Source organism: Micromonospora sp. WMMD980, from assembly GCF_029626035.1.
Lineage (GTDB): Bacteria > Actinomycetota > Actinomycetes > Mycobacteriales > Micromonosporaceae > Micromonospora.
In genome coordinates this window covers 2,671,140-2,689,347 of sequence record NZ_JARUBE010000003.1, presented here as the reverse complement: position 1 = coordinate 2,689,347, position 18,208 = coordinate 2,671,140, and the positions used below count along the sequence as shown (strand labels likewise).

Here is an 18,208-nt window from a genome sequence, read left to right as displayed (position 1 = left end):
GAACCCGCTCATAGGCTCCGGTCAAACAGCAGTGTCGTGCCGGGCGGCCAGTCTTCACCCGGTTCTCCATCGTCAATTCCGCGGTCGCCGGAACGGCTCATGCTGCCCGGAAAACGCTTGCCTGGACGGGTGAAACGAGTGGCGGACGAAGAGAAGTATCTCGGCTATCTCAAGCGGGTCACGACGGATCTGCGGCACGCGCGTCGCCGGCTGCGTGTCGCCGAGTCCCGCGAGCGCGAACCGATCGCGATCGTCGGGATGAGCTGCCGGTACCCCGGCGGCGTCACCTCGCCGGAGGAGCTGTGGCAGCTCGTCGCCGACGGCCGGGACGGCATCGGCGGCTTCCCGACCGACCGTGGTTGGGCCACCGGCGAAGGCGACTACCGGCGCGAGGGCGGCTTCGTCCTGGACGCCGGCGACTTCGACGCCCGGCTCTTCGGCATCTCGCCGCGCGAGGCCCTCACCATGGATCCCCAGCAGCGCCTGACGCTGGAGGCCTGCTGGGAGGCGGTCGAGCGGGCCGGCATCAACCCGCAGAGCCTGCACGGCGACCAGGTCGGCGTGTTCATGGGCGCGCCGGTGTCCGGCTACGGCCTCGGCGCCGCCGACCTGCCGGCCGGAGCCGACGGACACCTGCTGACCGGCACCGCCGGCAGCGTCGTGTCCGGCCGGGTGGCGTACGCGCTCGGCCTCGAAGGCCCCGCCGTCACCATCGACACCGCCTGTTCGTCGTCGCTCGTCGCACTGCACCTGGCCGCCCAGGCGCTGCGACAGGGCGAGTGCTCGATGGCGCTCGCCGGCGGCGTCACAGTGCTCACCAGCCCGGGCATCTTCGCCGAGTTCGACAACCAGGGCGGCCTCGCCGGCGACGGCCGCTGCAAGCCGTTCGCCGACGCCGCCGACGGCACCGGCTGGTCCGAGGGCGTCGGCGTACTGCTCGTCGAGCGGTTGTCGGACGCCCGCCGCAAGGGCCACCCGATCCTCGCCGTGGTCCGCGGGAGCGCGGTCAACTCCGACGGGGCCAGCAACGGGCTGACCGCACCGAACGGCCCCTCCCAGGAACGCGTCATCCTGCAGGCCCTCGCCAACGCGCGACTCGGCCCGGCCGACGTCGACGTGGTCGAGGCGCACGGCACCGGTACCCGGCTCGGTGACCCGATCGAGGCGCAGGCGCTGCTGGCGACGTACGGGCAGGACCGCCCCGACGGCCGCCCGTTCCGGCTCGGTTCGATCAAGTCGAACATCGGGCACACCCAGGCCGCGGCGGGCGCCGCCGGCCTGATCAAGATGGTCATGGCGATGCGGCACGACACCATGCCGCGCACCCTGCACGTTGACGCGCCGAGCAGTCACGTGGACTGGACCGCGGGCGCGGTTGAGCTGCTCACCGAGGCCCGCCCGTGGGCCCCCGGCGAGTCCCCGCGCCGGGCCGGCATCTCGTCCTTCGGCGTCAGCGGCACCAACGCGCACGTCATCCTGGAGGAGGCGCCGTCCGCCACCGCCCCGGTCGAGGACGAGTTCGGCGACGAGGACGGCGAGTCCGCCCCGTCGGTGGCCGAGGCGCGTCCGGTGGTCGAGGCCCCGTCGGTGCTTCCGTGGGTGTTGTCCGCGCGGACGCCGGAGGCGTTGCGGGCCCAGGCCGAACGGCTGCGGGCGTACGCGCTGGCGCGGCCGGAGCTGCGACCGGTGGACGTGGGCGCGGCGCTGGTGTCGGCGCGGGCGTCGTTGGAGCACCGCGCGGTCGTCGTCGGGTCGGATCTCGCGTCCTTCGCGGCGGCGCTCGCCGAGGTCGAGGGCGGCCTGGTCGCGGGCCGCACCGCGTTCCTGTTCACCGGTCAGGGTGCGCAGCGCGTCGGGATGGGTGCCGGTCTGGCGGCGCGGTTCCCGGTGTTCGCGGAGGTGTTCGACGGCATCGTGGGCCGGTTCGACGGGCTGCGGGAGGCCCTCGATTCCGAGGCGATCCATCGGACCGTGCACACGCAGGCCGGGTTGTTCGCGGTCGAGGTGGCGCTCTACCGGTTGTTCGAGTCGTGGGGGGTCACTCCCGACTATCTGCTGGGTCACTCGATCGGTGAGGTCGCCGCCGCGCACGTCGCGGGGGTGATGTCGCTCGACGACGCGGTCACGTTGGTGGCGGCGCGGGGCAGGTTGATGCAGGCGTTGCCGGCCGGCGGCGCGATGCTCGCGGTGCAGGCGTCCGAGGAGTCGGTGCGGGAGATCATCGCCGGCGGGGGTGTCGACGTCGCCGCCGTGAACGGCCCGACGTCGGTTGTCGTCTCCGGCCCGGCGGAGGCGATCGACGCGCTGGCGCCGCGGTTCGCCAAGGCGAGCCGGTTGACGGTGTCGCACGCGTTCCACTCGTCGCTGATGGCGCCGATGCTCGCGGACTTCGCGGCCGCGATCGCGCACATCGAGTTCGGGACGCCGCGTATTCCGGTGGTGTCGAACCTGACCGGGGAGCCGGTCGAGGAGTTCGACGCCGACTACTGGGTGCGGCACGTACGCGAGGCGGTGCGCTTCGCCGACGGCATGACCTGGCTGGCATCGCACGGGGTGACCCGCTGCGTGGAGGTCGGGCCCGCCGCCGTGCTCAGCGGCCCCGCCCAGAACGCGATCGCCGACGGGCTCTGCGTCGCGGCGCTCCGGAAGGACCGGGACGAGACCGAAGCGCTCCTGGACGCGCTGGGCCGCCTGCACACCGCCGGAGTGACAGTGGACTGGCCGGTCATGTTCGCCGAGTGGGGTGGCGTGCCGGTCGACCTGCCGACCTACGCCTTCCAGCGGGACCGCTACTGGCTCACCCCGTCCGAGCCGGCGCCGGCTCGGGGCGGCGACGACAGCGGCTTCTGGTCTGCGGTGGAGAGCGCCGACCGGGACGGGCTCGTCGCCGAGCTGGGCCTGACCGCCGACGACGCGGCGGCGTTGGACGGCCTCCTGCCGTCCCTGTCCGCGTGGCGTCGCCGCCGTCGTTCGCAGGCCGTGGTGGAGGGTTGGCGGTATCGGGTCGGCTGGGCGCCGGCGGGGGAGCCGGCGCCGGCGGTGCTGTCGGGCACGTGGCTGGTGGTGTCGGACACGCCGGCGGATGACGTGGTGTCCGCCCTGGCGTCGGCGGGTGCCGAGGTGGTGCGGGCGGGTTCGGTGGCGGCGTTCGTCGATGCGCGGGCGGGTTCGGACTCGCCCGTGGACGGCCCGCGCGGTGTGGTGTGGGTCGGCGGTGAGGGTTGGCCGCTGGTTGCCGCGTTGCAGGAGGTCGCCGCCGCGGGCATCACGGCGCCGGTGTGGGCGGTGACCCGTGGTGCGGTCGCGGTGGGCCGGTCGGAGTCGGTGACCGACGTCTCCGCCGCGACGGTGTGGGGTGTGGGCCGGGTCGCGGCGTTGGAGCTGCCGCAGTCGTGGGGCGGTCTGGTCGACGTTCCGGCGGTGCTGGGTGAGCGGGAGGGTCGCCGCTTCGCGGCGGTGCTCGCCGGTGGCGGCGAGGACCAGGTCGCCGTTCGTCCGTCGGGGGTGTTCGTCCGCAGGTTGTGGCAGGCGTCTCCGGTGGGTTCGGTGGCTCCGGTGGCGCTGTCCGGCACGGTGTTGATCACGGGTGGGACGGGTGCGCTGGGTGCGCGTGCGGCGCGGTGGGTGGTGCGTCGCGGCGCGTCGCGGGTGGTGCTGCTGTCGCGCCGGGGCGAGCAGGCGCCAGGTGTCGGCGATCTCGTCGCCGAGCTGACCGGCCTGGGCGCCGAGACCTCCGTGGTGGCGTGCGACGTAGCCGACCGGGACGCGGTCCAGCGTGTGGTGGCCGGTGTCGCCGGGCTGACCGGTGTGGTGCACGCGGCCGGGGTGTCCGGCATGGAGAACCTGTCCGAGGTGACGGCGGAGTCGTTCGGGGCGGTGGTGTCGGGCAAGGTGTCGGGTGCGCTGCACCTGGACGAGGTGACCGCCGGCCTGGATCTCGACCTGTTCCTGGTGTTCTCGTCGATCGCGGGTGTGTGGGGCAGCGGCGGTCAGGCCGCCTATGCCGCCGCCAACGCGGCGTTGGACGCGCTCGTGGAGTCCCGGCGCGCGGCCGGGAAGGCGGGCACTGCGATCGCCTGGGGTCCGTGGGCCGAGGGCGGGATGGCGGGCGAGGCGGGTGCGGCGGACTATCTGGCGCGCCGTGGCCTGAGCGCGATGGACCCGGACCTGGCGATGCGGGCCCTGGCGTTGGCGGTCGACGCCGGCGACGCGACGACGACGGTCGCCGACGTGGACTGGTCACGGTTCGTCCCGACGTTCGCCGCCCAGCGGCCGGCGCCGCTGTTCGGCGAGCTTGTGGTGGCCGAGGAGACGGTCGCGGACGGCGGACTGGCCGCCCGCCTCGCGGGCCTGTCCGACGCCGAACGGCGTCGGGAACTTTTGGCGTTGGTGCGGGCGCAGACCGCGAAGGCGCTCGGCTATTCCGGGGCGGCGCAGGTGGGGGCCGGGACGGCGTTCCGGGACCTGGGTATCGACTCGGTGACCGCGGTCGAGGTGAAGAGCCGCATCAACGCGGCCACCGGGCTGCACCTCGGGTCGTCGCTGGTGTTCGACCATCCGACGCCGCAGGTCCTCGCCGACCACCTCCTCGACGCGTTGGGACTGGCCGGCTCGGGCGACGCTCCCGTTGCCACCGTGACGCAGCCGCTCACCGGCGACGACGTCGTCATCGTCGGGATGGCCTGCAGGTATCCCGGTGGCGTGCAGTCACCCGAAGACCTGTGGCGGCTGGTCGCCGGTGGCGCCGACGGCATGTCGACGTTCCCCGTCGACCGTGGTTGGGCCGTTCCCGCCGACGCGTCGTACTCGGCGGTCGGCGGTTTCGTACCGACCGCCACGCAGTTCGACGCGGGTCTGTTCGGGATTTCGCCGCGTGAGGCGGTGGCGATGGATCCGCAGCAGCGGCTGTTGTTGGAGGTGTCGTGGGAGACGTTGGAGCGCTCGGGGGTGGATCCGCGGTCGTTGCGGGGTCGTCCGGTGGGTGTGTTCGTGGGCGCGTCGAATTCCGGTTACGGGACCGGGGGACTGTTCGCCGAGACCGGTGACGGTCATGTCCTGACCGGCACGGCGAACAGTGTGATCTCGGGTCGGGTGTCGTACTCGTTCGGGTTCGAAGGCCCCGCGATGACCGTCGACACGGCCTGCTCTTCCTCGCTGGTGGCGTTGCACCTGGCGGCCCAAGCCCTGCGCAGTGGTGAGTGTGATCTGGCGCTTGCCGGTGGGGTGACGGTGATCACGGGTCCGGAGGTGTTCGCGGAGTTCGCCCGCCAGGACGGCCTGTCCTCCGACGGGCGGTGCAAGTCGTTCGCCGGGAGCGCGGACGGCACGGGCTGGGCCGAGGGCGCCGGCATGCTGCTGGTGGAGCGCCGTGGTGACGCGGAACGGCTCGGGCACCGCATCCTGGCCGTCATCAGCGGCAGCGCCGTCAACCAGGACGGTGCGAGCAACGGCTTGACCGCGCCGAACGGGCCCGCGCAGCAGCGGGTGATCCGGCAGGCCTTGGCCAGCGCCGGCCTGACGACCGCCGACGTGGACGTGGTGGAAGCCCACGGCACGGGTACGAAGCTCGGCGACCCGATCGAGGCGCAGGCGTTGCTGGCGACGTACGGGCAGGATCGTGAGCAGCCGTTGTGGTTGGGGTCGGTCAAGTCGAACATCGGGCACACCCAGGCCGCGGCCGGGGTGGCCGGGATCATCAAGATGATCATGGCGATGCGGCACGGTGTGTTGCCGGCGACGTTGCACGTCGACGAGCCGTCCCCGCACGTGGACTGGTCCGCCGGAGCGGTCGAGCTGCTCACGGACGCGCGGTCGTGGGAGCCGAACGACCACGCCAGGCGGGCGGCGGTGTCGGCGTTCGGGATCAGCGGCACCAACGCACACGTGATCCTGGAAGAGCCGGCCGCGCGACCGACGGAGGTCGAGGCGCCCGAGGTCGACGGCCCGCTGCCGTGGCTCGTCTCCGCCAGGTCGCCGCAGGCGCTGGCCGAGCAGACCGTCCGCCTGCACGACGTCGTGGCTGCCGATCCGGAGCTGGACCCGGCGGCGGTGGCGTGGTCGCTGGCGACCGGCCGGGCCACTCTGGAGCACCGCACGGTGGTGCTGGCCGGAAGCCGTGCGGACTTCCTGGCCGGCCTGCGGGCGCCGACGGTGTCGGGCGTGACCGGCGAAGGTGGTCTGGCGCTGCTGTTCACCGGTCAGGGCGCGCAACGCGTCGGCATGGGCGCCGGCCTGTACACCAGGTATCCGGTGTTCGCGGCGGCATTCGACGGGATCTGCGCCCGCTTCGACCAGCTCCTCGACATGCCGCTGCGCGACGCGATCGACTCCGACGCGATCCATCAGACGGCGTACACGCAGGCCGGCCTGTTCGCCGTCGAGGTGGCGCTGTACCGGCTCCTCGAATCCTGGGGCGTCACCCCCGACCACCTGCTGGGCCACTCGATCGGCGAGATCGCCGCCGCCCACGTCGCGGGTGTCATGTCGCTCGACGACGCGGTCACGCTGGTGGCGGCACGCGGCCGGTTGATGCAGGCGCTGCCGGCCGGCGGGGCGATGCTCGCGGTGCAGGCGTCCGAGGCCGAGGTCCGGTCGATGCTGGCCGGCGGCGTGGACGTCGCCGCGGTCAACGGCCCGACGTCGGTAGTCATCTCCGGCCCGGCGCACGCGATCGACGAGCTGGCGCCGCGCTTCGCCAAGGCGACGCGGTTGACGGTGTCGCACGCGTTCCACTCCGCGCTGATGGAACCGATTCTCGCCGAGTTCGCGACCGCGATCGCGCACATCGACCACGCCCAGCCCCGCATCCCGGTGGTGTCGAACCTGACCGGCGAGCCGGTGGCGGAGTTCAGCGCCGACTACTGGGTGCGGCACGTACGGGAGGCGGTCCGCTTCGACGACGGCATGCGGTGGCTGGCGTCGCACGGGGTGACCCGCTGCCTGGAGGTCGGACCGGCCGGTGTGCTGTCCGCGATGGCCGCCCCGGAACTCGCCGCCGTCCCGGCGTTGCGCAAGGACCGCGACGAGGCGTCGACGCTGCTGGCCGCCGTCGGGCGGCTCTGGACCGTCGGCGTGCCCGTCGACTGGACCGCGATCCTGCCCGCCGCGCCCCGCGTCGACCTGCCGACGTACGCGTTCCAGCGCGACCACTACTGGCTGACCCCGATCGAGCTGCCGACGACGCACACGGACCCGGTCGACGCGGCGTTCTGGCAGGCCGTCGAGGGCGAGAGCCTGCACGACCTGCTGCACACCGACGTACCGGCCTCGCTGGGCGCCGCGCTCGCCGAGTGGCGCCGCGACCGGCTCGCCGCCACCGAGGTGGCTTCCTGGCGCTACGACGTCACCTGGCGCCCGGTCGCGGACTCCCCGCGGCCGGCCTCCGGCACCTGGCTGGTCCTGACCCCGGTGGCCGGAACGGCCGACGCGCTCCTGGGCGGCACCGACCTTGACCTCGTCGAGTTGGTCGTCACGGCCGACGACCTGGAACGGCGCGCGTTGGCCCGCGCGCTCACCGCGCTCACCCGCACCGTCGACGACCTGGCCGGAGTGGTGTCGCTGCTCCCGACCGGCACACCGGCCGACGCCCACTACGGCCTCCTGACCACGGTGCAGGCCCTGGCCGACAGCGGCGTGCCGGCCCGCCTGTGGTGGGTCACCCGCGGCGCGGTGTCGATCGGCCGCTCCGACCCACTGACCGACGTCGCGGGTTCCGTGGTCTGGGGCGCCGGCCGGGTCGCGGCGCTGGAGCTACCGGAGCGGTGGGGCGGCCTCGTCGACGTGCCGGCCGAGACCGACGAACGGACCCGCCGGCGGCTGGCCGACCTCCTCGGCGGCGTCGAGGACCAGGTCGCCGTGCGCTCCTCGGGCGTCTACGTCCGCCGGCTGCGGCCCGCGGCGACCCCGTCCCGGCCACCGGCCCCCCGGACGTGGGACGGCACGGTCCTGGTCACCGGCGGCACCGGCGCGCTCGGCGGGCACGTGGCCCGCTGGCTTGTCGGCCGCGGCGTACGCCGCCTGGTGTTGACCTCCCGCCGGGGACCGGACGCCCCCGGCGCCGCCGACCTGGTGGCCGAACTCTCGCCCGCGCAGGTGTCGGTGCTGGCCTGCGACGTGTCCGACCGGGCCCAGGTGGCCGACCTGCTGGCCGGAATCCGGGACCTGTCCGGCGTGGTCCACGCGGCCGGCGTCTCCGGGGTGGGCCTGCTCACCGAGACCGACGCGGACGACTTCGCCGAGGTCGTCCGGGGCAAGGTCGCCGGCGCCGTACACCTGGACGCCCTGACCCGCGACCTCGACCTGTTCGTGGTCTTCTCCTCGATCTCCGGTGTCTGGGGCAGCGGCGGCCAGGCCGCCTACTCGGCCGGCAACGCGTTCCTCGACGGTTTGGTGCAGTCGCGCCGGGCCGAGGGCAAGGCGGGCACGGCGGTGGCCTGGGGGCCGTGGGCCGAGGCCGGCATGCTCGTCACCGAGGAGGGCGCCGAGGACTACCTGCGCCGTCGCGGGTTGCGCCCGATGCCGCCGGCGCTGGCCGTCCAGGCGCTGGCCGAGGCGGTCGACGCCGACACCGGCTGCCTGACCGTCGCCGACGTCGACTGGCCACAGTTCACCGCGCTCTTCACCGCCGGCCGGCCCAGCCCGTTCCTCGCCGACGTCGTCCCGGTCGAGGCACCCGCCGCCCCGCCCAGCCGCTCCGAATCCCGGTTCGCGGCCCTGACCGCGGCCGAGCGACGCACCGTCCTGCTCGGCGAGGTACGGTCCGCCGTCGCCGGGGTGCTCGGCTACGACACGGTCGAGCGGATCGCGCCCGGCAGGGCGTTCAAGGACCTCGGCATCGACTCGCTCACCGCGGTCGAGCTCCGTGACCGGCTGCAGACGCTCACCGGACTGACGCTGCCGGCCGGCCTGGTGTTCGACTATCCCAGCGCGGCGCAGCTCGCCCAGCACCTCGACGCGCTCCTGGGCGGCGCTGCCGCTCCCGCCGTGGCCGCGCCCCCGACCACCGTCGCGGACGACGAGCCGATCGCCATCATCGCGATGAGCTGCCGCTTCCCCGGCGGCGTCCGCACCCCCGAGGAACTCTGGGAGTTCGTGCTCGACGGCGGGGACGCCGTGGCCGACTTCCCCACCGATCGGGGCTGGACCACCGACACCACCGGTCTGTACGCACCGCTCGGCGCCTTCGTCCACGACGCCGGCGACTTCGACGCCGAGCTGTTCGGCATCGCCCCGCGTGAGGCGCTGGCGATGGACCCGCAGCAGCGACTCTTCCTCCAGGCGAGTTGGGAGGCGTTCGAGCGCGCCGGCCTCGACCCGCTCGGGCTGGCCGGCAGCCGCACCGGTGTCTTCGCCGGCACCAACGGCCAGGACTACGCGGCCCTGCTGCTGCACAGCGCGGTCGACAGCTACGTCAGCACCGGCAACGCCGCCGCGGTGCTCTCCGGCCGCACCTCGTACGCGTTCGGGCTGGAAGGCCCCGCGGTCACCGTCGACACCGCCTGCTCCTCGTCGCTGGTGGCCCTGCACCTGGCGATGCAGGCGCTCCGCAACGGCGAGTGCGACCTGGCCCTGGCCGGCGGCGTCACCGTCATGGCGACACCCGGCGCGTTCGCCGAGTTCGGCCGGCAGGACGGCCTGGCCGCCGACGGGCGCTGCAAGCCGTTCGCGCAGGCGGCCGACGGCACCGGCTGGGGTGAGGGTGTGGGCATCCTCCTCGTCGAGCGGCTGGCCGACGCGCGGCGTCACCAGCACCGCGTGCTCGCCGTGGTCCGGGGCTCCGCGGTCAACCAGGACGGCGCGTCGAACGGCCTGACCGCGCCGAACGGGCCCGCGCAGCAACGGGTCATCCAGCAGGCGCTGGCCAGCGCCCGACTGGACCCCGCGGACGTGGACGCCGTCGAGGCGCACGGCACCGGCACCCGCCTCGGCGACCCGATCGAGGCGCAGGCGCTGCTGGCCACCTACGGGCAGGACCGGGACCGGCCGCTCTGGTTGGGCTCGGTCAAGTCGAACATCGGCCACACCCAGGCGGCGGCCGGGGTGGCCGGCATCGTCAAGATGGTGATGGCGTTGCAGGCGGGCGTGCTGCCGCCGACGTTGCACGTCGACGAGCCGACCCACCACGTCGACTGGTCCGGCGGCGCCGTCGAGCTGCTCACCGAGGCGCGCGACTGGCAGCCGGGCGACCGTCCGCGCCGCGTCGGTGTCTCGTCGTTCGGCGTCAGCGGCACCAACGCCCACGTGATCATCGAGGAGGCGCCCGACCGGTCACCGGCCGAGCAGCCGGCGACGGTCGAGGTGCCCGAGGCCGACGGTCCGCCGGCCGAGCAGCCCGTGGTCGAGGGGCCGTTGCCGTGGTTGGTGTCGGCGCGGTCGGCCGAGGCGCTCGCCGGACAGGTGGAGCGGTTGCGCGACGTCGTGGCGGCCGATCCGGGTCTGGACGCTGCCGGGGTGGCGTGGTCGCTGGCGACCGGTCGGGCGGCGTTGGAGCACCGTGCGGTGGTGCTGGGCGGCACGCGCGAGGACTTCCTGGCCGGCCTCGGGACGCCTGCGGTGTCGGGTGCGGTGTCCGAGGGTGGTCTGGCGTTCCTGTTCACCGGTCAGGGTGCGCAGCGAATCGGGATGGGTGCCGGGTTGGCGGCGCGGTTCCCGGTGTTCGCGGCGGCGTTCGACGCGATCTGCGCCCGCTTCGACCAGCTTCTCGACGTGCCGTTGCGGGAGGCGATCGACTCCGAGGCGATCCATCGGACCGGGTACACGCAGGCCGGCCTGTTCGCCGTCGAGGTGGCGTTGTTCCGGCTCGTCGAATCCTGGGGCGTCGCCCCGGACTTCCTGCTGGGGCACTCGATCGGTGAGATCGCCGCCGCGCACGTGGCGGACGTGTTGTCGCTCGACGACGCGGTCACGTTGGTGGCGGCGCGCGGCCGGTTGATGCAGGCGTTGCCGGCCGGTGGGGCGATGCTCGCGGTGCAGGGGACCGAGGAGTCGGTGCGGGAGGTCATCGCCAGCACGGGTGTGGATGTCGCGGCGGTCAACGGTCCGACGTCGATCGTGGTCTCGGGCCCGGTGGAGGCGATCGACGCGCTGGCGTCGCGGTTCGCCAAGGCGACCCGGCTGACGGTGTCGCACGCGTTCCACTCGTCGCTGATGGAGCCGATGCTCGCGGAGTTCGCGTCGGCGATCGAAAGCATCACGTACGCCCCGCCGCGTGTTCCGGTGGTGTCCAACCTGACCGGCGAGCCGGTGCGGGAGTTCACCGCCGACTACTGGGTGCGCCACGTCCGGGAGGCGGTGCGCTTCGCCGACGGCATGTCCTGGCTCGCCGCCAACGGGGTGACCCGCTGCCTGGAGGTCGGGCCGGCGGGCGTACTGTCCGCGCTGGCCGTATCGGACCTCACCTGCGTCGCGGCGCTGCGCAAGGACCGCGACGAGGCGTCGACGGTGCTGGCGGCGGCCGCGAAGCTGTGGACGATCGGCGTGCCTGTCGACTGGACCGCGGTCCTGCCCGCCGCGCCCCGCGTCGACCTGCCGACGTACGCCTTCCAGGGCCGTCGGTTCTGGCCGCGCCTGGACCGGGCCCTCACCGGAGACATGGAGGCGGCCGGCCTGGGTCGCGCCGAACACCCGCTGCTCGGGGCGACGGTGTCCATCGCCGGCGGCGACGGGCTGCTGCTGACCGGCCGGCTGTCCGCCCAGCGGCAGCCGTGGCTGGCCGACCACGTGGTGCTCGGCCGTACCGTGCTGCCCGGCACCGCCTTCGTCGAACTCGCCACCTCGGCCGGACGCCAGACCGGGCGGCCGGTGCTGGAGGAACTCACCATCGAAGCTCCGCTGGTGCTGCCCGCCGACGGGGTCCAACTCCAGGTCAGCGTCGGCGCCGACGACGGGGCCGGGCACGTGCCGGTGAGCATCTGGTCGCGGACCGGGCCGGACGCGCCCTGGCAGCGGCACGCCACCGGCAGCCTCGCCGCGGACACGCCGGACCGGTCCGCCGCCGACCTGTCGACGTGGCCCCCGGCCGACGCCACCGCCATCGACCTCGACGGCTTCTACGACCAGCTCGCCGACCGGGTCGGCCTGGCCTACGGCCCGGCGTTCCGGGGCCTGCGGGCCGCCTGGCGCTCCGCGGACGCGGTCCACGCCGAGGTGGCGCTGCCCGAGGACGCCCGACCCGAGGCGGCCGCGTACGGCCTGCACCCGGCCCTGCTGGACGCCGCGCTGCACGCCATCGGGCTCAGCGACCTGGCCGGGGAGGGCGCCACCCGGCTGCCGTTCGCCTGGTCGGACGTGCGTCTGCTCGCCACCGGCGCCGGAGTGCTGCGGGTGAGGCTGTCCGCCACCGGAACGTCCGGCATCGCCATCGACGTGGCCGACGGCACGGGCGCGCCCGTGGCCCGCATCGGCCGCCTGGCGATGCGCGCCGTCACCGCGGACGCGCTGGAGCGCCCGGCGCCGGTCACCGACGGCTCCCTCTACACCGTGGACTGGACCCCGTTGCCCGCCCCGGCGGGCGGCTCGGCTCCCTTCGCCGCGATCGGCGTGGACGAGCGGGCCGGCGCCGCCACCACGTACCCCGGTTTCGCCGAGCTGCGCGACGCCGCGCAACTCCCGGACCTGGTCCTGTGGCAGATCGCCGGCCCGGACCGCGACGGCCTCGCGGCCGCCGCCCACACGCTGACCACCGAGGCGCTCGACGCCGCCCGGGGTTGGCTGGCCGACGACCGCTTCACCGACACCCGGCTGGCGATCCTGACCAGCGGCGCCGTGCCCGCGGCCGGCCCGGTCACCGACCCGGCGGCCACCGCGGTCTGGGGTCTGCTGCGTTCGGCGCAGAGCGAGAACCCGGGCCGCATCGTGCTCGTCGACATCGACGGCGACGACCGTTCGTGGTCGCTGCTCGGCGCGGCCGTGCGAGGGGACGAGCCGGAACTCGCCCTGCGGGCCGGGACGATCCTCGCGCCGCGGCTGATCACCGCGCCGACCCGGCTCGACCTGCCGCCGGCTGCCGGGTCGTGGCGGGTGGCCCCGGGTGGTGACGGCGCGTTGTCGAGCCTCGGCGTCGTCGAGGTTCCGAGCGTGGGGCTGGCCGCCGGTGAGGTGCGGATCGCGGTCCGCGCGGTCGGGGTGAACTTCCGTGACGTGCTGTTGGGTCTGGGTGTCTATCCGGATCCGTCGGCGGTGATGGGTTCCGAGGGTGCGGGTGTGGTGGTCGAGGTCGGCCCGGACGTGTCGGGTCTGGCCGTGGGTGACCGGGTGTTCGGCCTGTTCCACGGTGGGTTCGCGCCGCGGGTGGTGGCGGATCACCGGGTGGTCGCGCGGATGCCGGCGGGGTGGTCGTTCGCGCAGGGCGCGGCGGTGCCGATGGCGTTCCTGACGGCCTGGTACGGGTTGGCGGACCTCGGGCGGCTTCAGGCCGGCGAGCGGGTGCTGGTGCACGCCGCTGCCGGTGGTGTCGGTTCGGCGGCCGTGCAGCTGGCCCGGTTGTGGGGTGCGGAGGTGTTCGCCACCGCGTCGCCTGCCAAGTGGGCGGCGGTCGAAGCGCTCGGCGTCGACAGGGAGCGCATCGCGTCGTCGCGGGATCTCGGGTTCGCCGACGTGTTCGGCGGTGTGGATGTGGTGTTGGACTCGCTGGCCGGTGAGTTCGTGGACGCCTCGTTGGGCATGCTGCGCCCGGGTGGCCGGTTCGTGGAGATGGGCAAGGCGGACATCCGCGACGCCGCGCAGGTCGAGCGTCAACTTGGGGTCTGGTACAAGGCGTTCGACCTGTCGGAGGCGGGCGCGGACCGCACGGCGGCGATGCTGGCCGACCTGGTGGCGTTGTTCGAGTCGGGGGAGCTGCGGCTGTTGCCGCCGACGGTGGCGGACGTGCGGGAACTGCCGGCGGTGCTCGGGACGATGAGTCGTGGGGCGCACGTCGGGAAGAACGTGGTCCTGGTGCCCCGGCCGGTGGACGGGCCGGTGCTGATCACCGGTGGCACCGGCGGGTTGGGCGCGCTGCTGGCGGCGCATCTGGTCGAGGCGCACGGGGTGCGGGATCTGGTCCTGGTCAGTCGTTCCGGCGGTCCGGCACCGGAGCTGGACGCGCGGGTGCGGGTGATCGCTGCCGACGTCACCGATCGCGACGCCCTGGCCGCGGTGGTCGACGGCATCGACGGCCTCGCCGGCATCGTGCACTGCGCCGGTGTCCTCGACGACGGCGTCTTCACCAGCCTGACCGCCGAGCGGGTGGCCGGGGTCATGGCGCCCAAGGTCGACGCCGTGCTGCACCTGCACGAGCTGACCCGCGACCGGGACCTCGCGCTGTTCACCGTCTTCTCCTCGATCTCCGCCGTGTTCGGCACCGCCGGCCAAGCCGGATACTCGGCCGCCAACGCGTTCCTCGACGGCTTCGTCTCGTACCGTCGCGGTCTTGGTCTGGTCGGTCAGTCGCTGGGCTGGGGTCTGTGGGCCAACGCCGCCGGCATGGGCGGCGCGGTGGCCGCGCGGGTCGGCGGCGGCATGTCCGACGAGCTGGGCCTGGCGTTGTTCGACGCCGCTCACCGGCTGCCCGACGCGCACGTGGTCCCGGCGCGGCTCGACCTCGACGCGGTCCGGGCCTCGGGGACGGTGCCGCCGCTGCTGCGCCGGCTGGTCACCACCGCGGTCCGCCGGGCCGACGACGGCGGTGTCACGGGCCCCGACCTGGCGCGACGCCTCGTCGGGTTGGCGGACGCGGACCAGGACCGGCTGCTGACCGACGTGGTGTGCACGGCCGCCGCCGGGGTGCTCGGCCACGGCTCCGCCGACGCGGTCCAGCCGACCCGGGCGTTCAAGGACCTCGGGTTCGACTCGCTCACCTCCGTCGAGCTGCGCAACCGGCTGAACACCGCGACCGGGCTGCGGCTGCCCGCCACGCTGGTGTTCGACTACCCCACCCCGGTCGTCCTGGCCGGCTGGCTGCGCACCGAACTGCTCGGCGCGCCGGCCCCGCAACAGGCACGGACCGTCCGGACCGCCACCGACGACGACGCGATCGCGATCGTCGGCATGGCCTGCCGCTACCCGGGCGGCGCCAACAGCCCCGACGACCTCTGGCGGCTCGTCACCGACGGCACGGACGCGATCGGCCCGTTCCCGACCGACCGTGGCTGGGCCGCCGACGCCGCCGACTACGTACGCCAGGGCGGCTTCATCGACGACGCGACCGCGTTCGACTCCCGCCTCTTCGGCATCTCGCCGCGCGAGGCCCTGACCATGGACCCGCAACAGCGGGTGCTCCTCGAAGCCTGCTGGGAGGTCTTCGAGCGGGCCGGGTTCGACCCCGAGTCGCTGCGCGGTGAGCCGGTCGGCGTCTTCATCGGCTCGTCCTCGTCCGGCTACGGCACCGCCGGCCCGCTGCCGGACGGCGCCGAGACCCACGCGCTCACCGGCACCGCGCCGAGCGTGATCAGCGGACGGGTCGCGTACACCTTCGGCATCGAAGGTCCCGCGGTCACCGTCGACACGGCCTGCTCCTCGTCGCTGGTCGCCCTGCACCTCGCCGCCCAGGCGCTGCGGTCGGGGGAGTGCACGATGGCCCTCACCGGCGGTGTCACCGTCCTGGCCGGCGCCGACATCTTCCCGAGCTTCGACAGCCAGGGCGGCCTGGCCGGGGACGGGCGGTGCAAGCCGTTCTCGGCCGACGCCGACGGCACCGGCTGGTCCGAGGGGGTCGGCGTGCTGCTCGTCGAGAGGCTCTCCGACGCCCGGCGCCACGGCCACCAGGTGCTCGCCGTCGTCCGGGGCACCGCGGTCAACTCCGACGGGGCCAGCAACGGGCTCACCGCACCCAACGGCCCGTCGCAGCAGCGGGTCATCGGGCAGGCCCTCGCGAACGCCCGGCTCACCCCGGCCGACATCGACGTGGTGGAGGCGCACGGCACCGGCACCGCGCTCGGTGACCCGATCGAGGCGCAGGCGCTGCTGGCCACGTACGGCCGGCAGCGGCCCGCCGACCAGCCGCTGCGACTCGGCTCGATCAAGTCCAACATCGGCCACACCCAGTCCGCGGCCGGCGTCGCCGGCATCATCAAGATGGTGCTGGCCATGCGGCACGGCGAACTGCCGCGCACGCTGCACGCCCGGACCCCGTCCGAGCACATCGACTGGACCTCCGGCGCCCTGCACCTGCTGACCGAACCGGTCGCCTGGCCGGCGGGCGACCGGCCGCGCCGGGCCGCGGTGTCGTCCTTCGGCATCAGCGGCACCAACGCCCACGTGGTGCTCGAGGAGGCGCCCACCCCGGTCTCCACGCCGGCCCCGGCCGAGCCGGTCGCCGGACCGGTGCCGTGGGTGCTGTCCGCCCGGACGCCGGCGGCGCTGCGGGCCCAGGCCGAACGGCTCCGCGAGTACGTGCTGACGCGGCCGGAGTCACGGCCGGCGGACGTCGGCGCGGCGCTGGTGTCGACCCGGGCCGTCCTCGATCACCGTGCGGTGGTCGTGGCATCGGACCCGGCGTCGTTCGCGGCGGCGCTGGCGGACCTCGAGACCGGAGCCGGCGGCACCGGTACGGGCCGCACCGCGTTCCTCTTCACCGGCCAGGGCGCCCAGCGGATCGGGATGGGCGCCGGCCTGGCTGAGCGGTTCCCGCTCTTCGCCGAGACGTTCGACGGCATCGTCGCCCGCTTCGACGGGCTGCGCGAGGCCCTGGCGTCCGACGCGATCCACCGGACCGTGCACACCCAGGCCGGGCTGTTCGCGGTCGAGGTCGCGCTCTACCGGTTGTTCGAGTCCTGGGGGGTCACCCCGGACTATCTGCTGGGGCACTCGATCGGTGAGATCGCCGCCGCGCACGTGGCGGGCGTGCTGTCGCTCGACGACGCGGTCACGCTGGTGGCGGCGCGCGGCCGGTTGATGCAGGCGTTGCCGGCCGGCGGGGCGATGCTCGCGGTGCAGGCGTCCGAGGCCGACGTGCGCAAGGCGATCGGCCGCCGGAAGATCGACGTGGCCGCGGTCAACGGGCCGCACTCCGTGGTCGTCTCCGGCCGGGCCGCCGCCGTCGACAAGTTCGCGGCGCGCTTCCCGAAGACCACCCGGCTCACCGTGTCGCACGCGTTCCACTCGTCGCTGATGGAGCCGATGCTGGCCGACTTCGCGGCCGCGATCGCGCACATCGACTTCGCGTCGCCGCGCATTCCGGTGGTGTCGAACCTGACCGGTGAGCCGGTCGAGGAGTTCACCGCCGACTACTGGGTGCGCCACGTGCGGGAGGCGGTGCGCTTCGCCGACGGCATGACCTGGCTCGCCGACCACGGCGTCACCCGGTGCCTGGAGGTCGGCCCGGTGGCCGTGCTGTCGGCGACGGCCGCTCCGGACCTCACCTACGTCGCCGCGCTGCGCCGGGACCGCGACGAGGCCACGACCGTCCTGGAGGCGGCCGGACGACTGTGGACCGCGGGCGTACCCGTCGACTGGGCGGCGATCCTGCCGGCCGCGCCGCGGGTCGACCTGCCGACGTACCCGTTCCAGCGCGACCGCTACTGGCTGATGCCCGCCGAGACGACCGGGATCACCGGCGCCGAGGACGGCGCGTTCTGGTCGGCGGTGGAACGCGGCGACCACGAGGGCCTCGCCGGTGAACTCGACGGCGTGGACGCGGGAGCGCTGGAGCGCATGCTGCCGGCCCTGTACGCGTGGCGTCACCGGCGTCGTTCGCAGGGCGTGGTGGAGGGGTGGCGGTACCGGGTCGGCTGGGCGCCGATGCCGGAGCCGGCGCCGGCGGTGCTGTCGGGTACCTGGCTGGTGCTGTCGGAGACGGACGCCGACGACATCGTCGCGGCGCTGGCGTCGGCGGGTGCCGAGGTGGTGCGGTCGAGTTCCGTCACCGTCGTCGACGGCCTGCGGGGTGTGGTCTGGGCCGGCGGCGAGGGTTGGCCGTTGGTGGCCGCGCTGAAGGAGGTCGCCGCCGTCGGGATCACCGCGCCGGTGTGGGCGGTGACGCGTGGCGCGGTCGCGGTGGGTCGGTCGGAGTCGGTGACCGACGTCTCCGCCGCGATGGTGTGGGGTGTGGGCCGGGTCGCCGGCCTGGAGCTGCCGCAGTCGTGGGGTGGTTTGGTCGACGTGCCGGCGGTCCTGGGTGAGCGGGAGGGTCGCCGGTTCGCGGCGGTGCTGGCCGGGAACGGTGAGGACCAGGTTGCCGTTCGGTCGTCCGGGGCGTTCGCGCGCAGGTTGCGACGTGCCGCTCCCGCCGGTT

The 18,208-nt window shown here is 74.4% G+C and carries 1 protein-coding gene (running past one end of the window); it reads left to right on the top strand.

Going from position 1 to position 18,208, the window contains the following annotated elements; all coding sequences use genetic code 11:
• Nucleotides 1–138: 138 nt before the first annotated feature.
• Nucleotides 139–18,208, top strand: partial view of a type I polyketide synthase gene (locus O7618_RS12660; RefSeq protein ID WP_278106269.1) — the 5' portion only. It continues 15,602 nt past the right edge of the window; only the first 18,070 of its 33,672 coding nucleotides appear in the window; it begins with the start codon at nucleotides 139–141; its stop codon lies off the right edge, out of view.